Source organism: Methylobacillus sp. MM3, from assembly GCF_001645185.1.
Lineage (GTDB): Bacteria > Pseudomonadota > Gammaproteobacteria > Burkholderiales > Methylophilaceae > MM2.
Genome location: NZ_LXTQ01000050.1, coordinates 217,972 through 234,857 on the forward strand (window position 1 = coordinate 217,972; position 16,886 = coordinate 234,857).

Annotated in this window: 16 protein-coding genes; 12 read left to right on the forward strand and 4 right to left on the reverse strand. The window is 57.9% G+C overall.

Annotated elements, in window-relative coordinates:
- The first annotated feature begins 253 nt into the window (after positions 1-253).
- The 4 genes from A7976_RS13000 (at position 254) to A7976_RS13015 (ending at position 5,396) form a co-directional block, all read left to right on the forward strand.
- Positions 254-700, forward strand: a complete 447-nt coding sequence (locus A7976_RS13000) for a DUF2846 domain-containing protein (protein WP_067112665.1) — start codon at positions 254-256, stop codon at positions 698-700.
- A 454-nt stretch (positions 701-1,154) separates the two neighbouring features.
- Entirely contained in the window at positions 1,155-1,838 is a 684-nt protein-coding gene (locus A7976_RS13005) for a helix-turn-helix domain-containing protein (protein WP_067112668.1), read from the forward strand.
- Positions 1,839-1,973: 135 nt separating this feature from the next.
- Positions 1,974-3,284 carry a bifunctional diguanylate cyclase/phosphodiesterase gene (locus tag A7976_RS13010; protein ID WP_067112671.1) on the forward strand — a complete coding sequence of 437 codons (1,311 nt, stop codon included), beginning with the start codon at positions 1,974-1,976 and terminating at the stop codon, positions 3,282-3,284.
- A 201-nt stretch (positions 3,285-3,485) separates the two neighbouring features.
- Positions 3,486-5,396 carry an autotransporter domain-containing protein gene (locus A7976_RS13015; protein ID WP_131801030.1) on the forward strand — a complete coding sequence of 637 codons (1,911 nt, stop codon included), beginning with the start codon at positions 3,486-3,488 and terminating at the stop codon, positions 5,394-5,396.
- Positions 5,397-5,438: 42 nt separating this feature from the next.
- On the opposite strand, the gene A7976_RS13020 is transcribed toward A7976_RS13015, so the two are convergent.
- Together A7976_RS13020 and A7976_RS13025 are read right to left on the reverse strand one after the other, a co-directional pair.
- Complete coding sequence (locus A7976_RS13020; RefSeq protein WP_131801031.1) at positions 5,439-5,999, reverse strand: hypothetical protein; 561 nt, start codon at positions 5,997-5,999, stop codon at positions 5,439-5,441.
- 114 nt (positions 6,000-6,113) lie between these two features.
- Complete coding sequence (locus A7976_RS13025) at positions 6,114-8,507, reverse strand: DUF6600 domain-containing protein (RefSeq protein WP_067112680.1); 2,394 nt, start codon at positions 8,505-8,507, stop codon at positions 6,114-6,116.
- A gap of 212 nt (positions 8,508-8,719) precedes the next feature.
- Here A7976_RS13025 and A7976_RS13030 point away from each other — a divergent pair, with 212 nt between their 5' ends.
- The 4 genes from A7976_RS13030 (at position 8,720) to blaOXA (ending at position 11,765) form a co-directional block, all read left to right on the forward strand.
- The gene (locus A7976_RS13030; RefSeq protein WP_067112683.1) at positions 8,720-9,469 is read left to right on the forward strand and encodes an ABC transporter ATP-binding protein; all 750 of its coding nucleotides are present in this window, start codon (positions 8,720-8,722) and stop codon (positions 9,467-9,469) included.
- Positions 9,466-10,287, forward strand: a complete 822-nt coding sequence (locus A7976_RS13035) for an ABC transporter permease (RefSeq protein WP_240483885.1) — start codon at positions 9,466-9,468, stop codon at positions 10,285-10,287. Before A7976_RS13030 ends, A7976_RS13035 begins: the two co-directional genes overlap by 4 nt.
- A gap of 93 nt (positions 10,288-10,380) precedes the next feature.
- Positions 10,381-10,878: a heme-binding protein gene (locus A7976_RS13040; RefSeq protein ID WP_067112686.1), complete on the forward strand. Its 498-nt coding sequence runs from the start codon at positions 10,381-10,383 to the stop codon at positions 10,876-10,878.
- A gap of 101 nt (positions 10,879-10,979) precedes the next feature.
- The gene (gene blaOXA / locus A7976_RS13045; RefSeq protein ID WP_067112689.1) at positions 10,980-11,765 is read left to right on the forward strand and encodes a class D beta-lactamase; all 786 of its coding nucleotides are present in this window, start codon (positions 10,980-10,982) and stop codon (positions 11,763-11,765) included.
- Positions 11,766-11,789: 24 nt separating this feature from the next.
- Here blaOXA and A7976_RS13050 read toward each other — a convergent pair whose 3' ends face one another.
- Entirely contained in the window at positions 11,790-12,641 is an 852-nt protein-coding gene (locus A7976_RS13050) for a mechanosensitive ion channel family protein (protein ID WP_067112692.1), read from the reverse strand.
- Between the two features lie 128 nt (positions 12,642-12,769).
- Positions 12,770-14,290 (reverse strand): SulP family inorganic anion transporter, encoded by a 1,521-nt coding sequence (locus tag A7976_RS13055; protein ID WP_067112697.1) that lies wholly within the window; start codon positions 14,288-14,290, stop codon positions 12,770-12,772.
- 547 nt (positions 14,291-14,837) lie between these two features.
- Between A7976_RS13055 and A7976_RS13060 the strand changes: the two genes are divergently transcribed.
- The 4 genes from A7976_RS13060 (at position 14,838) to A7976_RS13075 (ending at position 16,885) form a co-directional block, all read left to right on the forward strand.
- On the forward strand, positions 14,838-15,422 hold the full coding sequence (locus tag A7976_RS13060) for a TetR/AcrR family transcriptional regulator (RefSeq protein ID WP_067112882.1): 585 nt from the start codon (positions 14,838-14,840) through the stop codon (positions 15,420-15,422).
- The gene (locus tag A7976_RS13065) at positions 15,406-15,915 is read left to right on the forward strand and encodes an HPP family protein (RefSeq protein ID WP_067112700.1); all 510 of its coding nucleotides are present in this window, start codon (positions 15,406-15,408) and stop codon (positions 15,913-15,915) included. Before A7976_RS13060 ends, A7976_RS13065 begins: the two co-directional genes overlap by 17 nt.
- A gap of 109 nt (positions 15,916-16,024) precedes the next feature.
- Positions 16,025-16,456, forward strand: coding sequence for an EamA family transporter (locus tag A7976_RS13070; RefSeq protein WP_067112703.1), 432 nt, complete (start codon positions 16,025-16,027; stop codon positions 16,454-16,456).
- Between the two features lie 6 nt (positions 16,457-16,462).
- Positions 16,463-16,885: a VOC family protein gene (locus tag A7976_RS13075; protein ID WP_067112885.1), complete on the forward strand. Its 423-nt coding sequence runs from the start codon at positions 16,463-16,465 to the stop codon at positions 16,883-16,885.
- Position 16,886 lies beyond the last annotated feature (1 nt).

The following is a 16,886-nucleotide window of genomic DNA, read 5'->3' on the forward strand; positions in this document are numbered from 1 at the left end:
CTTTCTGTTTATTTCCGCGATCCGGACATGAATCTGATTGAGGTCTCAAATCGGGTGCATGCCTAACAGACCGTTCGAGTCGTTCGCTTCGCTCAACGGGACTAAACGAGCATAATCTTGACCGGTTGTCAGCAGGGGTGCTGCGCCCGCATGGCAGCTGACAAGGTACTCCAGCCTCCGTTTTTGCTACGGAACGGAGGCTGAGTTTTGGCGTTAAGTAGCTTTTTAATAAAAAAATAAAAGGGAGTAATGCATGTTAAGAAAAACAATGATCGGGGTAGCTTGTGCTTCTATCGTTTTGATGTCCGGCTGTGCTTCGGTGCCGATGGCACCCAAGGAGGCGGACGCAGCGCTCAAGACTTTCTCAGCCCCCACCCAGGACAAAGCGGCCTTGTATATCTACCGCAATTCGTTTGTCGGACAGGCGCTCAAGAAAACGGTGACGCTGGATGGCGCCGTGATCGGGGAAACGGCGAACAAGGTTTACTTTTATAAGGAAATCGCTCCTGGCGAGCACACGCTTGCAACGGAATCGGAGTTCAGCGACAACACGCTCACCTTCAATGCCGCTGCAGGTAAAACCTACTTTGCCGAGCAGTACATCAAAATGGGTGTTTTTGTCGGCGGTGCGGGATTACGCATGGTCGATGACGAAGCAGGTAAAAAAGCCGTCAGCGAGTGCAGCCTGGCTCAGCAATAGATAGCACTCGCATCCCATCCGCGCCCTCGCGCCTCGCTGCCAGCGATGGTCCGGGGGCGTTATCTTTATCTGCGCCTGACATTCGTTGGCGCAAAACCAAAACAAGGAATTACTTTAATCGCCATCGGTCGGTCTCACGAGACCGATCTTGAAAAATTCGATACCAATTTGAAAGACGCTGTGTAATCCCATCGATATCGTTAATCGTTACTCTGCAATAACTTAGCGATGGGATGAAAGTATCGAACACGCAGAATTCTCCCTGAGTCAGACCTCGCTGCTACTGCACAAGGACGTCTCGCTGCTGAAGTCGAGCGAGGGTTTGGGCTGGCGTGACATTTGCGCCGCGCTCACCGATGAGCGCCCGCACGAAGCGATACATCAACCGATTCCGGATATATGGCTTGCCACGACATTTGGAAGGGTCACGCGGCGACGCAAAGTTGCTAGCCGGATGAATCGGGATACGCTACCCGCCAACCTTGTCTCGATTACCGCGCCTGGTGAAACCGTTCAATACTTCATTGGTTCATCCACCATCGCACTGCATGTCTACCTCAAGGTGGGGGTGCTGCGAGAGGTCGCGGAGGAGATGTTTCCGGGGCATGGAGCCGACAGAAGCGTCATCTCGGTATTTGCCGCAAACGATCACATACTCGTTTCTTTCCTTCACACCATCAGGGAAATGCTGTCAGAAGACTCTGCAAGTAACCCACTCAAAATAGAATATCTATCGCGAGCGCTGGCCGCACATCTGCTGCAAAGGCATTCGTCCTCCGGCACGCACGGCGAAGTGCGAGCATGGCAGCACGGATTGGGCAATGGTCAGTTGCGTCTAATACTGGGCTATATCGAAGACAATTTGGAGCTGGATATTTCCATCGGCGATCTGGCAGCGCTTGTTGGGCTGGGCCGCGTCCAGTTCATGCGGCGATTCAAATGCTCCATGCGGATGAGCGCTTATCAATACGTGATGCACGCCCGCATTCGCCGGGCAAAATCCCTGCTGAAGCAGCGCCAGCTTGCACTGGCCGATATCGCACTCATTTGCGGATTTGCCAGCCAGAGCCACTTCAGTTCGGTATTCAAGCGTCTCGTGAACATGCCACCCGCTCAATACAGGCGCACTGTCGCCTGATCCTGCGCCATCGCAGGCAAATCGTCCAGGCATCCCTATTCCATTTTGCATTTTGGATAATCGCGATACCAATCTGAAAGACGCCTCGGCAAAGCCAAAGCTATCGTGAAGTCATCTCTTGGTTAGGAAACAAGTATGACAACGCGCCCAGGCAAGCAAACAGATGAAGAAATCCTTCAGGATGAAAAAGCTTACGAGCAAGAGATCCAGCATCTGTTCTTTACCGATCCGCTCACCGGATTAAACAATCGTCAGGCGCTGTGCAGGGATTTTGCACGACATCTCCCTTGCCCCGGTTTTCTGGAACTGGCGCTGATCAACATAGACCGCTTCAAGGACATCAACGATGGCCTGGGCCATCACACCGGCGATCTGGTGTTGATGGAAATCGGCCGCTATCTGGACGAGATCGCCGACAGCCGTCAATGCCGGGCTTATCGCCTGGCCGGCGACGAGTTTGTCTTTCTCGCCGCCGAATGCGAAATCGATGCCGCTTGCAGGGAGCTGCTCGCCGCAGCCAGCATGCCCGTATCGATAAAAAATCATTTCATCAAGCTCAACCTGTCGATAGGCGTGGCGCGAGCGCCGGACCATGGCGATACTTTCGAGGCGCTCATTCAATGCGCAAATACAGCCATGCAGCAGGCCAAACAGAAAGACAGCGGGCGTATTCATTATTTCAAAGCGGAGCTGCTGCCTTACCTTGAAGCCCAGGCTTTGCTTACCGGCCTGGAGGAATCACTGGCGCAGCATGAGCTTTCTTATGTATTCCAGCCGATCTTCGATCTTAAGCAGGGTGAAATTATCGGCTACGAGGCGCTCGCACGCTGGCAGCATGAGGGGCACTCGATTTCTCCCGAGGTCTTTATTTCACTGGCAGATAAAACCGGCCAGATTCATCGCATCCAGGACTATCTGTTCGACCATCTTGCAAAACGGCTGGATGCGCTTGGGGATACGGCTTATCTGACGCTCAACATTTCCGCTTCGCAATTGGCATCCGACCAGTTGTTTATCGCGGTAAAGCGTTTCCTGAGCGAGACCGGTTTTTCTCCGGCCCGCCTGGAGCTGGAACTGACCGAACATTCGCTGCTGCCAGCCAACGACGAGACCGTCAACCGAATGAAACAGCTGAAAGCATTGGGCATCAAGTTCGTTCTCGATAATTTCGGGGCGGGGTTTTCAGGCTTGTCGTATTTGAGGGACTTTCCCATCGACAAAGTGAAAATAGACGGCGCGTTCATTACCGACATTCATCAGGATCAGAAAAGCCTGGGCGTGATTCTGTCCATCATGAATCTGGCCAGGCATTTGGATATCGGCGTGGTCGCCAAGGGGATCGAGAACTTGTCCCAGGCCGACCTCATGCAGAAATTGGGATGCCAGTCAGGGCAAGGCTATCTCTATTCAAAATGGGCGGGCGCCTCGTCCTGCGCGGGTAACTAAATACACTAATCCGGAAATCTCCACACTAATCTGGCAGACCCCATCAGCCACCAAAGATATCGTGCTTATTCCTTTGTTTTATGAATTAGCGATGGGTGTACAACTTCAATCCAAGCTGTCATTCTCACAGCATTCTCCTTGCCTGCGCTTGCTGCGGATGGTCTCTTTGATCTGGGCACGCTTAACGGCGGATCATATGCCATGCCTTGGGATATTAATGCGGCAGGGGATGTGGTGGTCGGGGAAGGGGATGATGGGGCTATAAGTAGTGCCCGTGCCTTCCGCTGGACCGAAGCTACCGGCATCGTCAGCTTGGGTGCGCTCAACGGCGGCATGGCTTCCGTTGCCTACAGCGTTAATGCCGCGGGTAACGTGGTAGTCGGAGCAGCGTTCGATGGCGCCGCAAGCAATGCCTCACGAGCGTACCGTTGGACGCAAGCCACCGGAATGATCAGCCTCGGCACGCTCAACGGTGGTCTCCAATCGAGTGCCTATGACGTTAACGATGCTGGCGACGTAGTCGTCGGAGCAGCGGACGATGGCGCCGCAAGCAATGCCCTGCGTGCTTTCCGTTGGACACAAGCCACCGGAATGATCAGCCTCGGCATGCTCAATGGCGGCCAGTACTCTGCTGCTACAGGCATCAACGCTACCGGGGATGTAGTGGTAGGCGAGGCCGAGGATGGTACGGCAGGTAATGCCATCCGGGCATTTCGTTGGACACAGGCCACCGGAATGATCAACCTCGGTACGCTCAATGGCGGAGCCGGATCCAGAGCTCGTCGAACCAACGCAACTGGCGACGTAGTGATAGGCGCAGCCTATGATGGCGCTGCAGGTAATGCCATCCGGGCATTCCGTTGGACGCAATCCACCGGAATGATCAGCCTCGGTACGCTTCTTAATAGCGACACGGACTCCGCCGCTCTCGCCATCAACGCCGTCGGTGATGTCGTGGTGGGATGGTCAGGAGATGGTTCAAATATGGCTGCTTACCGATGGACCCAAACGACTGGCATGCAAAGCCTGGAGCAATGGTTGGCTTCCAATGGCGTCGATACTTCGTCCAGCCCGGCGGCTCTCGCAGCCACAGCAGTCAATGCGGACGGTAATGTGATAACCGGCCAGTTACAGAACAATCACCCCTTCATTGCCCGCGTAACGCCGGCAGGCAATGGTCTGATAGATATTGATGAATATTATCGCAGCCTCGCCGGCCAAGCGGGTCTCACCACCTACGCCATTCAGGATGCCGACCTCGTACTGAACGGCGCTCACGGTAGCCCGATGCGCGGCCTGCTAGCGTCGGGCCAGCAGGCGTTCTGGGTGACAGGCGATTGGGCGCGCAGCGACCACGGCGAATTGAACGGACGCCTGGGCGCTGGCGAAATTGGCTATGGCCGTGGCCTTGGCGACCGTTTAATGCTCAAGTTCTCGCTGGGACGTAGCGATGGCCGGCAAGATACTTCATTCAACGGCGATACTCGCCTGGATGGCACCTATGTCGTGCCGGAATTGATTATGGCAGTTGCCGATACATCACTTCGCGCATCTATCAGCGGTTATTACAACAACGGCTCAGCCCGTATCGATCGCGGCTACTTTAATGCAGGGTCACCTACCACCTCTCGCGGCAATACGGATGTACGAACTGCTGCGTTGCGATTGCGTCTCGATTGGCTTGATGCCGCCATACTGGGCAAAACTGCATTGACACCCTACGCCAGCGTGATTGGTTACCGCACGCAAATCGATGGCTATACAGAGTCCAGTGGCGGCTTTCCTGTGCGTTGGGATAGTAGGAGTGAGCGTTCGACACAAATGCGTCTGGGGTTGGATGTCGTAACACCGGTGAATGATCGCGTGACACTGCTCGGACGTATCGAAGCCGTACATCGTTTCGAAAATCGGGGCGAAAATGCACGTGGAGAAATTCTCGACCTGAATGCATTCAGCATCGATGGCCTCGCATATCGACAAGATTGGCTACGTGCCGCCGTGGGTGCAGAAAGCCGGCTTGGTCCGGGAATTGGCTCCATGATGCTGAATGCCACGACTGAAGGGGAAACACCAAGCTGGTGGTTGTTCGCCAGCTATCGTTGGGTATATTGAAAGTGGGGTATTTTCATAACCACTTTGCCGCGAACCTATTGGCTAACGCGTACGGTAAACCCGGTAATCGGCGCTGCCATTTTCATCAATGTATTCCTGGCGCAGATCCCGGGTGCTATCGATGCGGTAATCCCTTCTGGAGTCAGGAGCGCTGAGTCGGTCCTTGAGGGAGGGCGTGCCATACATGCGCTCGGCAGGGCTACGCAAGCGTCCCCGGCTTTGATCGATACGGCGGCGTTCGCGCAGCGGGCTCGATAGATCATCCAGGCTGCGGCTGCGATTGCCTTCCAGATTCAGCCGGTCGCGGGATAATTGATTGAGTGTGCGGGCGTCGCCTTCTCGCGCGGTCTCGGGGTCGTACATTCCGCGGGTGGGGTCGCGCGGTTCCGGGGTCTTTCTTTGCGCTCTGGGTTCATCCGTTTCACGCTGGGAATCGGGCTCCTGCACTGCTCCCGCAGCACCGGGAATCACCGGAATGATGATGATTTCTTTCGAAGAGCCAGCCGCCGAACCAGCACCCGCCGTTTCCGCCGAGAGAGCCGGCATGCTTAAAAGGGCTGTCAGCGATAACAGCAATGTCGTCAAACGTATTCGTATCGTCATGGGAATCTCCCGCAACAGGGCATCTACTACAAAGGTAAATGGAATAAACGGTAGGACAATGGCACGATAAAACCGTTGCCGAAAAGTTCATGTTCCCCTGCGGATGGCTTCCCCTCACCTCCCCGGCGCAGCCTGCTCTTTCGATTCCCGTTTTTTCTCCGGTGCGCGGTACATGCGGTTAGCCGGGTTTCCGGGCAAGTCGGGACGATCGGCCTGGCGTTCTTGCCGTACTTCTCCACCGGCGCGGCCGTTTTCCCGTTCGCTCCGTGCCGGCGCTGGAGAGAGCTCGCGACGTTCCGGCATCATTTCTCTTTGCGGCGACGGCGCTGTTTCGCGTTGGATTTCGCGCTCTCTGCCAGGCACGGCGGAACGTTCTATTTGACGTTCTTGCCGCACTTCTCCGCCAGTTCGTCCGCTTTCCCGTTCAATCCGCGATGGCGCAGGGGAGAGTTCGCGACGCTCGGGCATCGCCTCTCTCGGCGGCGGTGCCATTTCGCGCTGGGATTCGCGTTCCCTGCCGGGCGCGGTACGTTGTTGTGGCATGGGTTGTTCCCGTTCCGGTGCTGCCCGCGAGCGGTCCATGCTTTCCGGACGGCTCCGCTCAGGCTCTCGTTGCATGGGCTGCTCACGTTCCGGCGCGGCGCGCCGCTCGATGCTTTCCGGGCGATCCCGCTCGGGTTCGCGCATCATGCGTTGCGGGGCTTCTTCGCGATCATGGCGCGGCATGGCTTCCGGCACGGCGACGCGGGGTTCTCTTGGTTCAGTTGCTCCGCGTTGCTGGCCGGGCGGCTGCCGGTTTTGCTCCGAGGCTGAAGGTTCCCGCGGCTCTTTCAAGGGCTTCATTTCGCGAGGAGCTTCTTCTCTCGGCGAACGGCTATCGAAAGCAGGCGGCGATTCGCGTCTTTCATTGAAGCGCGACGGGTCCGGCGGACGGGGACGCTCTTCGCCGGCACGTTCGCCGAACTGCGGACGGCCGGGTTCCTTGACGGAACGCTTAGGCACGGTGATATAGCGCTCCTCTGGCCTTGCTTTCTGGGTTGGCTTCGCGCCGGCAACATCCGGTTTTACGATCCGGGTTTCCGCCTTGGGCGAGCTAGCCCCCCATGGCACCTTGTGTTCGCGCGGCTGACGGGTGGCGACGACGGGTTTGGTGAGTACGTTTTCCGGCGGGCGCACCTTGCCCGGCGAGCCAACCATTACGCTGGCCGACTCGGGCTTGATGGGCAGCGAGCCGCGCATCGGCGTGCGTTTCTCCGTTTGCACGATGGGCGATGGCGCGGTTTGCACGTAGCCTTTGCCGAATTTTTCGCGCGGGACGGCGACGAGGGCATTATTGACGCGCGTGTTGACGTAAGTGATGTTGGTGACGTTAACGACGGTGGTGTTTTTGATGACCACGTTGTTGACCACGCGCGGCCCGCCCCAACCACCCCAGTACGGACGACCGACAAAGCGCGAGCGGCCCCACCAGGGCACGACCGGCTCGCCCCAACTCAGCGCGACCCAGCCTATCGACCCGCCGATGGAGATCGAAACGCCACTGCCGACGCCATAGAACGCGACCAGCGCCGGGCAGTACACTGCACGCCGCACGACCGGCCCCGGCGCCCAGGCCCAGTAACCATCGATGTAAACCCACCGGCCGTAGTGATACGGCGCCCAGCCCCACGGCGCATCGTCCACCCACGTCCATTGATAATAAGGATCCCACACCCAGCGGCCGGTCGTGTAGGGCGCCCAGCCGTATCCCACGCCATCCGGCACCCATACCGTGCCGTAGGTTCCTACGACGCGCCAGCGGCCGTGACGGTCGAGGTCCGCGGCCCCGGCGATCTCGGATGAGAGGTAGCGCTCACTCGCCACATCGATCAGGTCTTCGGTGCGATCGTAATTCCAGCGATCCCAGCCGTCCAGCTCCGGTGCGACATAGGTTTCGGCGCGCGCGACCGTCGTGCCTTCAACGACGATTTCTTCCGAAGGATAGATGCTCATCGGCTGTCCGCCGGCAGGCACCATGGTGGCTTGCCCGCCGCGCCGGGTAATGAAGTGCACGTCGCCATTGACCTCCACGCGATAATAACCGGCGCGTTCGATCGTGAATACGGAGTTAGGGGTGTTCAACTCGATGGAATAACCTGATGGCAGCGAGCGCAAATCGAGCGACACGCGGCCGGACGTCACCTTGATTTGCAGAAAATCGGCGGTCTGGTTGACGACACTGAGCTCGGTATCGTCGCTGGCGCGAATGAATGCCCGGCTGCTGAGCTGCAATTCCAGGCTGCCTTCGCCATCGACATACAACGCATCCCCGGCAGCGAGCGGCGTATTGAGCCGTGCGTCCGTCCAGTCTTCGGCACCGTAGCGCCAGAAGCCGATGTCGCCCTCGATATAGCTGAGCCGCAACGGGCTGATCGCGGCGGGGTCGTCGTCTTGCGCAAAAGCGGGCACTGCCGCCATCGCGAAGAACATGAAAAGGAAAGTGATAAATGAACGGGCATGGGAGAACATGAGCATGCTCCTGCAGCAGGATTAGGTATGAATCTAAAACGCTGCGGATGAGTATTAGGTTTACGTAGGACACCAAAAAGCCCATTTAAGTTGTGCGGATACGTCGCGCCTCCTCTCTTTGAGCTCCGGATAAATGAGCGCCCCAAAAGCATCGCAGGAACTTTTCGAGTAAGCTTCAGGTTCTATGCATGAACTCCCGCACAATTTCACACATGGCTTCTGATCTCGTCATCGAGGTTTCCAACCTCACCAAGATTTTCGGCACTCTGACAGCCGTCGACGGTATCGATTTCGCCGTGCACCACGGCGTGACAACCGCGCTGCTGGGCGGCAATGGCGCGGGCAAGACAACGACCATCGCCATGCTGCTCGGGTTGCTTTTACCCACTTCCGGCAGCATTCGCATTTTCGGCAAGGACATGCTGCACCATCGCTACAAGCTGCTGCACCGCATGAATTTCTCGTCGCCTTATGTCGATCTGCCGCATCGACTCACCGTGCGGCAGAATCTCTCGGTCTATGCGCACCTTTACCGGTTGCGCGACGTCACCCGGCGCCTCCGCGAACTGGCCACGGAGCTCGACCTGACCGAGGTGATCGACCGCCCTTATGGCAAACTCTCCGCCGGCCAGAAAACCCGCGTCGCGCTGGCGAAATCCTTGCTCAATGCTCCGGAAATCCTGTTGCTGGACGAACCGACCGCATCGCTCGACCCCGACACTGCCGACTACGTGCGCGGCTATCTCGAAAACTATCAACGCACCAGCGGCGCGACCATCCTGCTGGCATCGCACAACATGGCCGAAGTGGAGAGGCTGTGCTCGGATGTCGTCATGCTGAAGCGCGGCAAAGTCGTCGATAGCGGCGCGCCGAATGAATTGATCGCGCGCTACGGCCGTACCACACTGGAAGAGGTCTTCATCGACATCGCCCGCCGCCCATACCAGGAGGCCGTCGTATGAGCGATATCACGCAACGGGATATCCCCCTCTCGCCGCGCCGCATCGGCGCGATGGTGCTGCGCCATGTTTACCTGCTCAGCGCCTCATGGCCGCGCGTACTGGAACTGATCTACTGGCCCACGGTGCAGATGGTGCTGTGGGGGTTCATTACCGTTTTTCTCGCACAAAACAGCAGTTACATCGCACAGGCGACCGGCGTGCTGCTTTCCGCCGTGCTGCTGTGGGATGTGCTGTTTCGCGGCCAGCTCGGCATCGCGCTGGTGTTCATGGAAGAAATGTATTCGCGCAATCTCGGCCATCTGTTCGTCAGCCCGCTGCGGCCATATGAAATGGTCTGCTCGCTGCTGCTGATGAGCCTGCTGCGCACGCTGATCGGCGTCGGCGGCGCGGCGCTGGTGGCGATCCCTTTCTTCGATTACAACGTGTTCGACCTCGGTCTGCCCTTGATCGCCTTTTTCCTCAACCTGATCCTCATGAGCTGGGCCATCGGCTTGCTGGTCGCAGGAGTCGTCATGCGCTACGGCCTGGGCGCGGAAAGCATTGCCTGGGTGGCGATCTTTGCACTGCAACCCTTGAGCGGCGTGTACTACCCGATCAGCGTTCTGCCGGAATGGCTACAACCCCTCGCCTGGGCGCTGCCCTCAAGCCATGTGTTCGAGGGTTTGCGAGAGCTGCTGTTTCACCAGACGTTTAATGTCGGCATGCTGATTACCGCCGCGTGGATGAATATGTTCTACCTGGCCGGCGGCATCGCCGCTTTTCTGGCGTTTTTCCATGCGGCAAGGCAAAGAGGGCTGCTGCTGCACGTCGGGGAATAATGTAGCGCAGGCGTCCTCGCCTGCAACAAACCAGGCATCATTTGATCGAAATGCAGGCGAGGACGCCTGCGCTACAAGAAAAGGAGACTGAAAATGTTCAATCGCCGCTTGTTCCTGATTGCTCTTGTCACAGCCCTGTGCGCCACCAGCCCTGCCGTCGCCCAGGATATCCTGCAACAAAAAAACATCTCCCTCGCACTAGCTAGCGAAGCCGCCACCGCCGCGCTACAATTCTGTTCGGCCAAAGGATGGAAAGTTTCGGTCGCGGTCGTCGACCGCGCCGGCCAGCTTAAAACCCAGCTCCGCGCCGACGGCGCCGGCCCACATACTCTCGACTCCAGCCGCCGCAAGGCCTACACCTCGGCCTCACTGCGCGAAGGCACCAGCAAGCTGCTCGAAATCGTCCAGAAAACCCCCGGCGCCGCCACCTTGCCGATGATCGACGGCTTGCTGATTCTGGGCGGCGGCCTGCCGATCCGCGTGGGCGATGAAGTCATCGGCGCCATCGGTGTCGGCGGCGCACCCGGCGGACATCTGGACGACCAGTGTGCGGAAGCGGGGATTGCGAAAATCAGCGACCGGCTCCAGTGAGCGGAAGCAGGAAATCACCCCAGTGAAGAGATATCCATGAGCAAGGCCCATCCAGCTTTTCTGCTCTGCTCCCAACCTATCATTTCCATTGCGTGCTTTTCATGAAATATTTCCTCACCGCTCTACTCATGTGGCTAACCCTGCACGCCCATGCCGCCAATTGGGAAGATAGTCCCGCCGTCGGTGAGCTTTTCAGGAACGCCGGGGTGACGGGCACCTTCGTGCTTTACGATGTCAGCCGCCAGAAGTTTATCGGCTACGATCCAGCGCGTGCCGAAACGCGGTTTATTCCGGCCTCCACCTTCAAGATTCCCAATTCGCTGATCGGCCTTGCAACGGGCGCGATTCAAAGTGTTGATGAGGTGTTGCCGTACGGTGGCAAGCCGCAGCGTTTCAAGTTTTGGGAAAAGGATATGAGTCTGCGCGATGCCATCAGGATTTCAAACGTGCCGATTTATCAGGAGCTTGCCCGGCGCATCGGGCTGGAGCGCATGCGCGAGAATGTCATCAAGCTGGATTACGGTAACCGGGAAATCGGCAATACGGTCGATAATTTCTGGCTGGTCGGCCCGCTCCGGATCAGTGCCATCGAGCAGACTGAATTCCTCGCCAAATTGGCGCAGGATGAATTGCCTTTTGCTGCGGATACCCAGAAAACCGTGCGCGAAATCGTGCGTATTGAGCAAGGCGGCAACTGGACGCTCTATGCCAAGACCGGATGGGGCGGCGATACCAGCCCGGAAATCGGCTGGTGGGTGGGTTGGGTGCAAAAGGAAGGGCGCGTTTACGCGTTTGCGTTGAATGTTGATGTTTATCAGGCATCCGACGCCGACAAGCGCCTACCCTTGGGCAAGGCCAGTCTCAAAGCATTGGGCGTATTGCCCTGATGCCAGGCCAACCGCCGTTTATGACTAAGCCGTGCGCTCCGGCTGGCGATCCCCGCCTTCTTCCAGCAGCCTGATCTCCTGTTGCGGAAGCGGGATGACGATATTCCTGCTTCTGAAGGCTTCGACGATGGCTTTGTTCACCTCGCCTCTCGCCTCGATGTAATCCGGCACGCCGACCCAAGGCTTGACGGAAATGGTGATCGAGAATGGCGCAAGGGTGCTGACGGCAACAACCGGGCGCGGGTCTTTCAATGTGCGAGGATGCGCCTGCAGCAACTCGTTGACGACCGCCAGCGCACGGTCCAGATCGGTGTCGTAGGCGACACTCACCGCGATATCGAGCTGCCGTATCTCGCCGTAATTATGCAATATCTCGCCGACGATCTTGCGGTTGGGAATCACCAGCTGCGACAGGTCCGGGTGGCTCAACACCGTCGAGAAAAGGCTGATATTCTCGACCCGGCCTTCTTCTCCGACGATGGATATATATTCTCCGACGCGGAACGGCTTGGTAAAGATGATCGTCAGCCCCGCCACGATATTGCTGAGCACGCCCTGCATGGCCAGCGCGATGCCCGCCCCGGCGACACCCAGGCCGGCGATGAGGGGCAGCAGTTCCACCCCGAGATTCTGCAGCGCCATGATCGTGAACAGCGCGAGCACCAGCACCCGCACGATGCGCACTAGCAATTCCCGCACCGGCGGCTCCAGATGGAAACTGCTGAACCCTCTATCGGCCGCTTTGCCAGCCCAGCGCCCGGCATAAATACCCGCCACGATGATCGCAATCGCAACCAGCACCTTGGGGCCAAACCGCACCGCCAAGTCGATGGCCTCGCGCTGTACGTGAGTCAAGGTGTCGAGTTGATCGTTCATACGGATTGCCTCAATGAAATTCACTATGAATCAACTTGCAAAAAGTACGTAATATCGGTTCGATTGTACTAGTTTAGCGCCTGGCTTAGAACGCGCTCAGCAACATGCTGTCGACATCTGGTCTTTGTTCAGCCCAATTTGTTATCCGCGATGTGATAGTGCGGATCTTCAAAGGAGCTGACTTCGACCATTTCCTTTGCATTGTTCAGCAACTCCAGGCAGTCCGGGCTCAGATGGCGCAGGTGCACGCGTTTGCCAAAAACGCTATAGCGCGAGGCAAGGCCGTCGATGGCTTCGATGGCAGAGTGATCCATCACTTTTGCGCGCCGAAATTCGATCACCACGTCATCCGGATCTTCGCGCGGGGAAAATAGCGCCTGGAACCCAGCGGCCGAAGCGAAAAACAGCGAGCCTTCGAGCTCGTAAATCTTCCAGCCTTGGTCATCCACCCAGGTTTTCACGCCGATGTGCTTGGCGTGCTCCCAGGCGAACACCAACGCTGAAATGATCACGCCAGCCACAACCGCAACCGCCAGATCGGCCACCACGGTAATGCCCGCCACGGCGAGGCCAACCACGATATCGGGCTTGGGCACCTTGCCGAACAGCCGGAAGCTGCCCCACTCAAATGTTTTTTCGGAAACCACGAACATCACGCCAATCAGCGCCGCCAGCGGGATCTGTTCAATGAGGCTGGAGCCGAACAGGATGAACGACAGCAGGAACAATGCCATCGCGATGCCCGACAGGCGCTTGGTCGCGCCATTGTTCACGTTGATCATGCTCTGGCCGATCATCGCGCAGCCGCCCATGCCGCCAAAAAAGCCGGTCACGACGTTGGCCGCGCCCTGCGCCATCGACTCGCGATTCGGCTGGCCGCGCGTGTCGGTCATGGTGTCGATCAGGTTAAGCGTCAGCAGCGATTCAATCAGGCCGATGGCCGCAAGAATGACCGCGTAAGGGAAAATGATCTTCAGCGTTTCCAAATTCAGCGGCACATCCGGCAAATGGAAGCTCGGCAGACCGCCGGCGATGGAGCCGAGATCGCCCACCGTTTTGGTTTCGATCCCCATCCCCACCGCCAGCAGCGAAGTCGCGAGTATGCCCACCAGCGTCGCCGGCACAGCCTTGGTCAATTTTGGCAGCAGGTAGATGATCGCCATGGTCAGCGCGATCAGCCCCAGCATGGTGTAAAGCGGCGCGCCTTGCATCCACTGCTGCGTGCCGTCCACACCGGTAGTTTTGAAATGTCCGAATTGCGCCAGGAAAATCACAATCGCCAGCCCGTTCACAAAACCCAGCATCACCGGATGCGGCACCATGCGAATGAACTTGCCCAACTTGGCCGCCGCAAACAGTAATTGGAGAACGCCCATCAGCACCACGGTCGCGAACAGATATTCCACGCCATGCTGCACCACCAGCGCCACCATCACCACCGCCAATGCACCCGTCGCGCCCGACACCATGCCGGGTCGGCCGCCGAAAGCCGAAGTAATCAGCGCCACGATAAACGCCGCATACAGCCCGGTCAACGGCGAAACATGCGCCACCAGCGCAAACGCTATCGCCTCCGGCACCATCGCCAGCGCCACGGTCAGGCCGCTCAATAAATTGGTCTTGATTTCCTGCGGGTTAAGGGCAGTCAATGTGCTTCTCCTTCAGAACAAAACAGCTCCACACCAGAAAAACGGTGAGGAGTTACAGCAAATGGAATGAAATAGTCGTCCGGTCAAAATCACGGACAAAAACGGCAAATCTCGGGAAGGGGAATGCAGAGTTACATTGGTATGGCCGGGGGTTGTCTGGAAACTAAGCGAGACGACATTATCCTTCAAAACAGACACCTGCGTCGAGCATGCATCCCCCCTTTCCGGCCCCATACCCCATGCAGGAGAAGGTTCGCTTGCCGGGGGAAAAGGCCGCCAGGCAACACAATCTCGCCTTCTTCGGCAATGCTTTAATCAATCCGGGTCTGATTGTATGAATTCCTTTAAGCTTTATGAGCTCCGCACAGTTGATTCCGCCCAGGCCCCTCGCCTTCACTCAGAAGAGCGTTCGACAGGCTTGTCGTGAGCACTGTCGAACGACTCACCACGGACGGAGCCAACCAAGTTACCGTTCGTCAGCTTCCCTAGATTGACAGTCTAGTCTGCGACTTCGTCTAATAGACCAACCGTTCTATTGGAGCCGTACATGAAACCCTCCCCCACCCGCGAAGCCTTGCTCGAAGCTGCCTGCGTGCTGTTTTACCAGCGCGGAATTCATGCCACCAGCGTGGATGCGATTCTGGAAAAGGCTGGCGTGGCGCGGCAAAGCCTGTATTTGCATTTCACTTCCAAGGACGGACTGATCGCGGAATTTCTCAAAGTGCGGGACGAGCGCTGGCGCGGAGCGATGCAGCGGTACATCGCAACAGCCGGAGAGCCGGACCAAAAGCTGCTGGCGATTTTCGATTTTCTTGCGTCATGGTTCGCCGAACCGGATTTTCACGGATGCGCCTTCATCAATACCGCCGTCGAATACGCCGACCCGCAGCATCCGTTTCACCAGCTCTCCGCCGAGCACAAAGCGCGCGTTCGCGCAGACGTCCTCGCTCTTTGTCTGGAGGCCGGCTTGAGCGAAGCGGAAGCCGTCGCGGGTCAACTGGCACTGCTGATGGAAGGAGCGACAGTCACCGAGCAGGTTACGCGAGGCAGCCAGGCCGCACGCCAAGCCCGGCAAATCGCAGAAATTCTAATCTATCGTTCAAAAGGGGAAACCGATGCATGCGTTAATTGAAAAATTTCGCGGAGACAACGCCGCACTGCCCGCCAAGGCATCCAGCCGAGCCATTCTGCTTGCCTGGCTGGGCGGCTTCATTGCCATTGCGGTGATCGCCGGGCTGTTCGAAAGCACGGCCTGGCCGCTGGTGCTGGGCTCGTTCGGCGCGAGTTGCGTGCTCGTTTTCGGGTTCCCCGACGTGCCGTTCTCGCAGCCGCGCAATGTCGTAGTTGGCCATTTTCTCAGTTCGCTTTCCGGCCTGGTATTCCTCAGTTTGTTCGGTCCGCATTGGTGGAGCGTGGCGCTGGCCGTGGGAACCGCGATTGCGCTGATGATGATGACCCGCACCGTGCACCCGCCTGCCGGTTCCAATCCCGTCATCATTTACTTGTTGCAGCCGGGCTGGGGATTCCTGCTGATGCCGACATTGCTGGGTGCAGTGGTGCTGCTCCTGGTGACGCTGATTTACAACAATGCGGCGCATGAAGGACGCTATCCGAAGTATTGGTAGGCACTAAAACCCTGGCGATTTCGTTCGCCTTGTCCTACAGTTAGCCATGACTTCGCCCGTTAGCGCGTTGCGAGAGCGGGCCGCCACCTCCTGCAAACAAGGACACGTCATGGCTACTACCAGCTGGTTCTACTGGGCGCTGCTATCCGCCGTATTCGCGGCGCTGACGGCGATTTTCGCCAAGATCGGCATCCAGAATGTTGATTCCGACCTGGCGACGCTGATACGCACCGCCTTCATTATCGTGATCCTGGCGGGCTTCGTCTGGTTCGCGGGCAAGTGGAGCAATCCTTTGGCGCTTTCGGCCAAAACCTGGCTGTTTCTCGGCCTTTCCGCGGTGGCGACCGGGGCTTCGTGGGTATGCTACTTCCGGGCGCTCAAACTGGGCGATGCCTCCAAGGTAGCACCCGTGGATAAACTGAGCCTCGTGCTGGTCGCCGTGTTCGCCTTTGCGTTTCTGGGCGAGCAACTTACCTTGAAAGATTGGGCAGGCATCGCGCTGGTTGCTTCCGGCGTGCTGCTGCTCGCCATCAAAGGTTGAATGATCATGAAACCTCGTATTACCGTCATCACGCTGGGCGTGGACCATCTGGAAAAATCCGTGGCTTTCTATCGCGACGGGCTGGGCTTGCCGACCGAAGGCATCATCGGCCGGGAATTCGAGCATGGCGCGGTGGCGTTTTTCGATCTGCAATCCGGAATCAAGCTGGCGCTCTGGGCGCGCGATAATCTGGCATACGACAGCGGCCTGGCGAAGACGCCGCCCAGCCCGACCGAACTCTCGCTCGGCCATAATGTTGCCAGCAAAGCGGAAGTCGATGACGTCATGGCGCAAGCTGAACGCGCAGGCGCCACCATCGTCAAGCCTGCGGGCGATACCTTCTGGGGAGGATATGCGGGTTATTTCCAGGATCCGGACGGGCATTTGTGGGAAATCGTCTGGAATCCACAATTCGCTATCGAGCCATAAC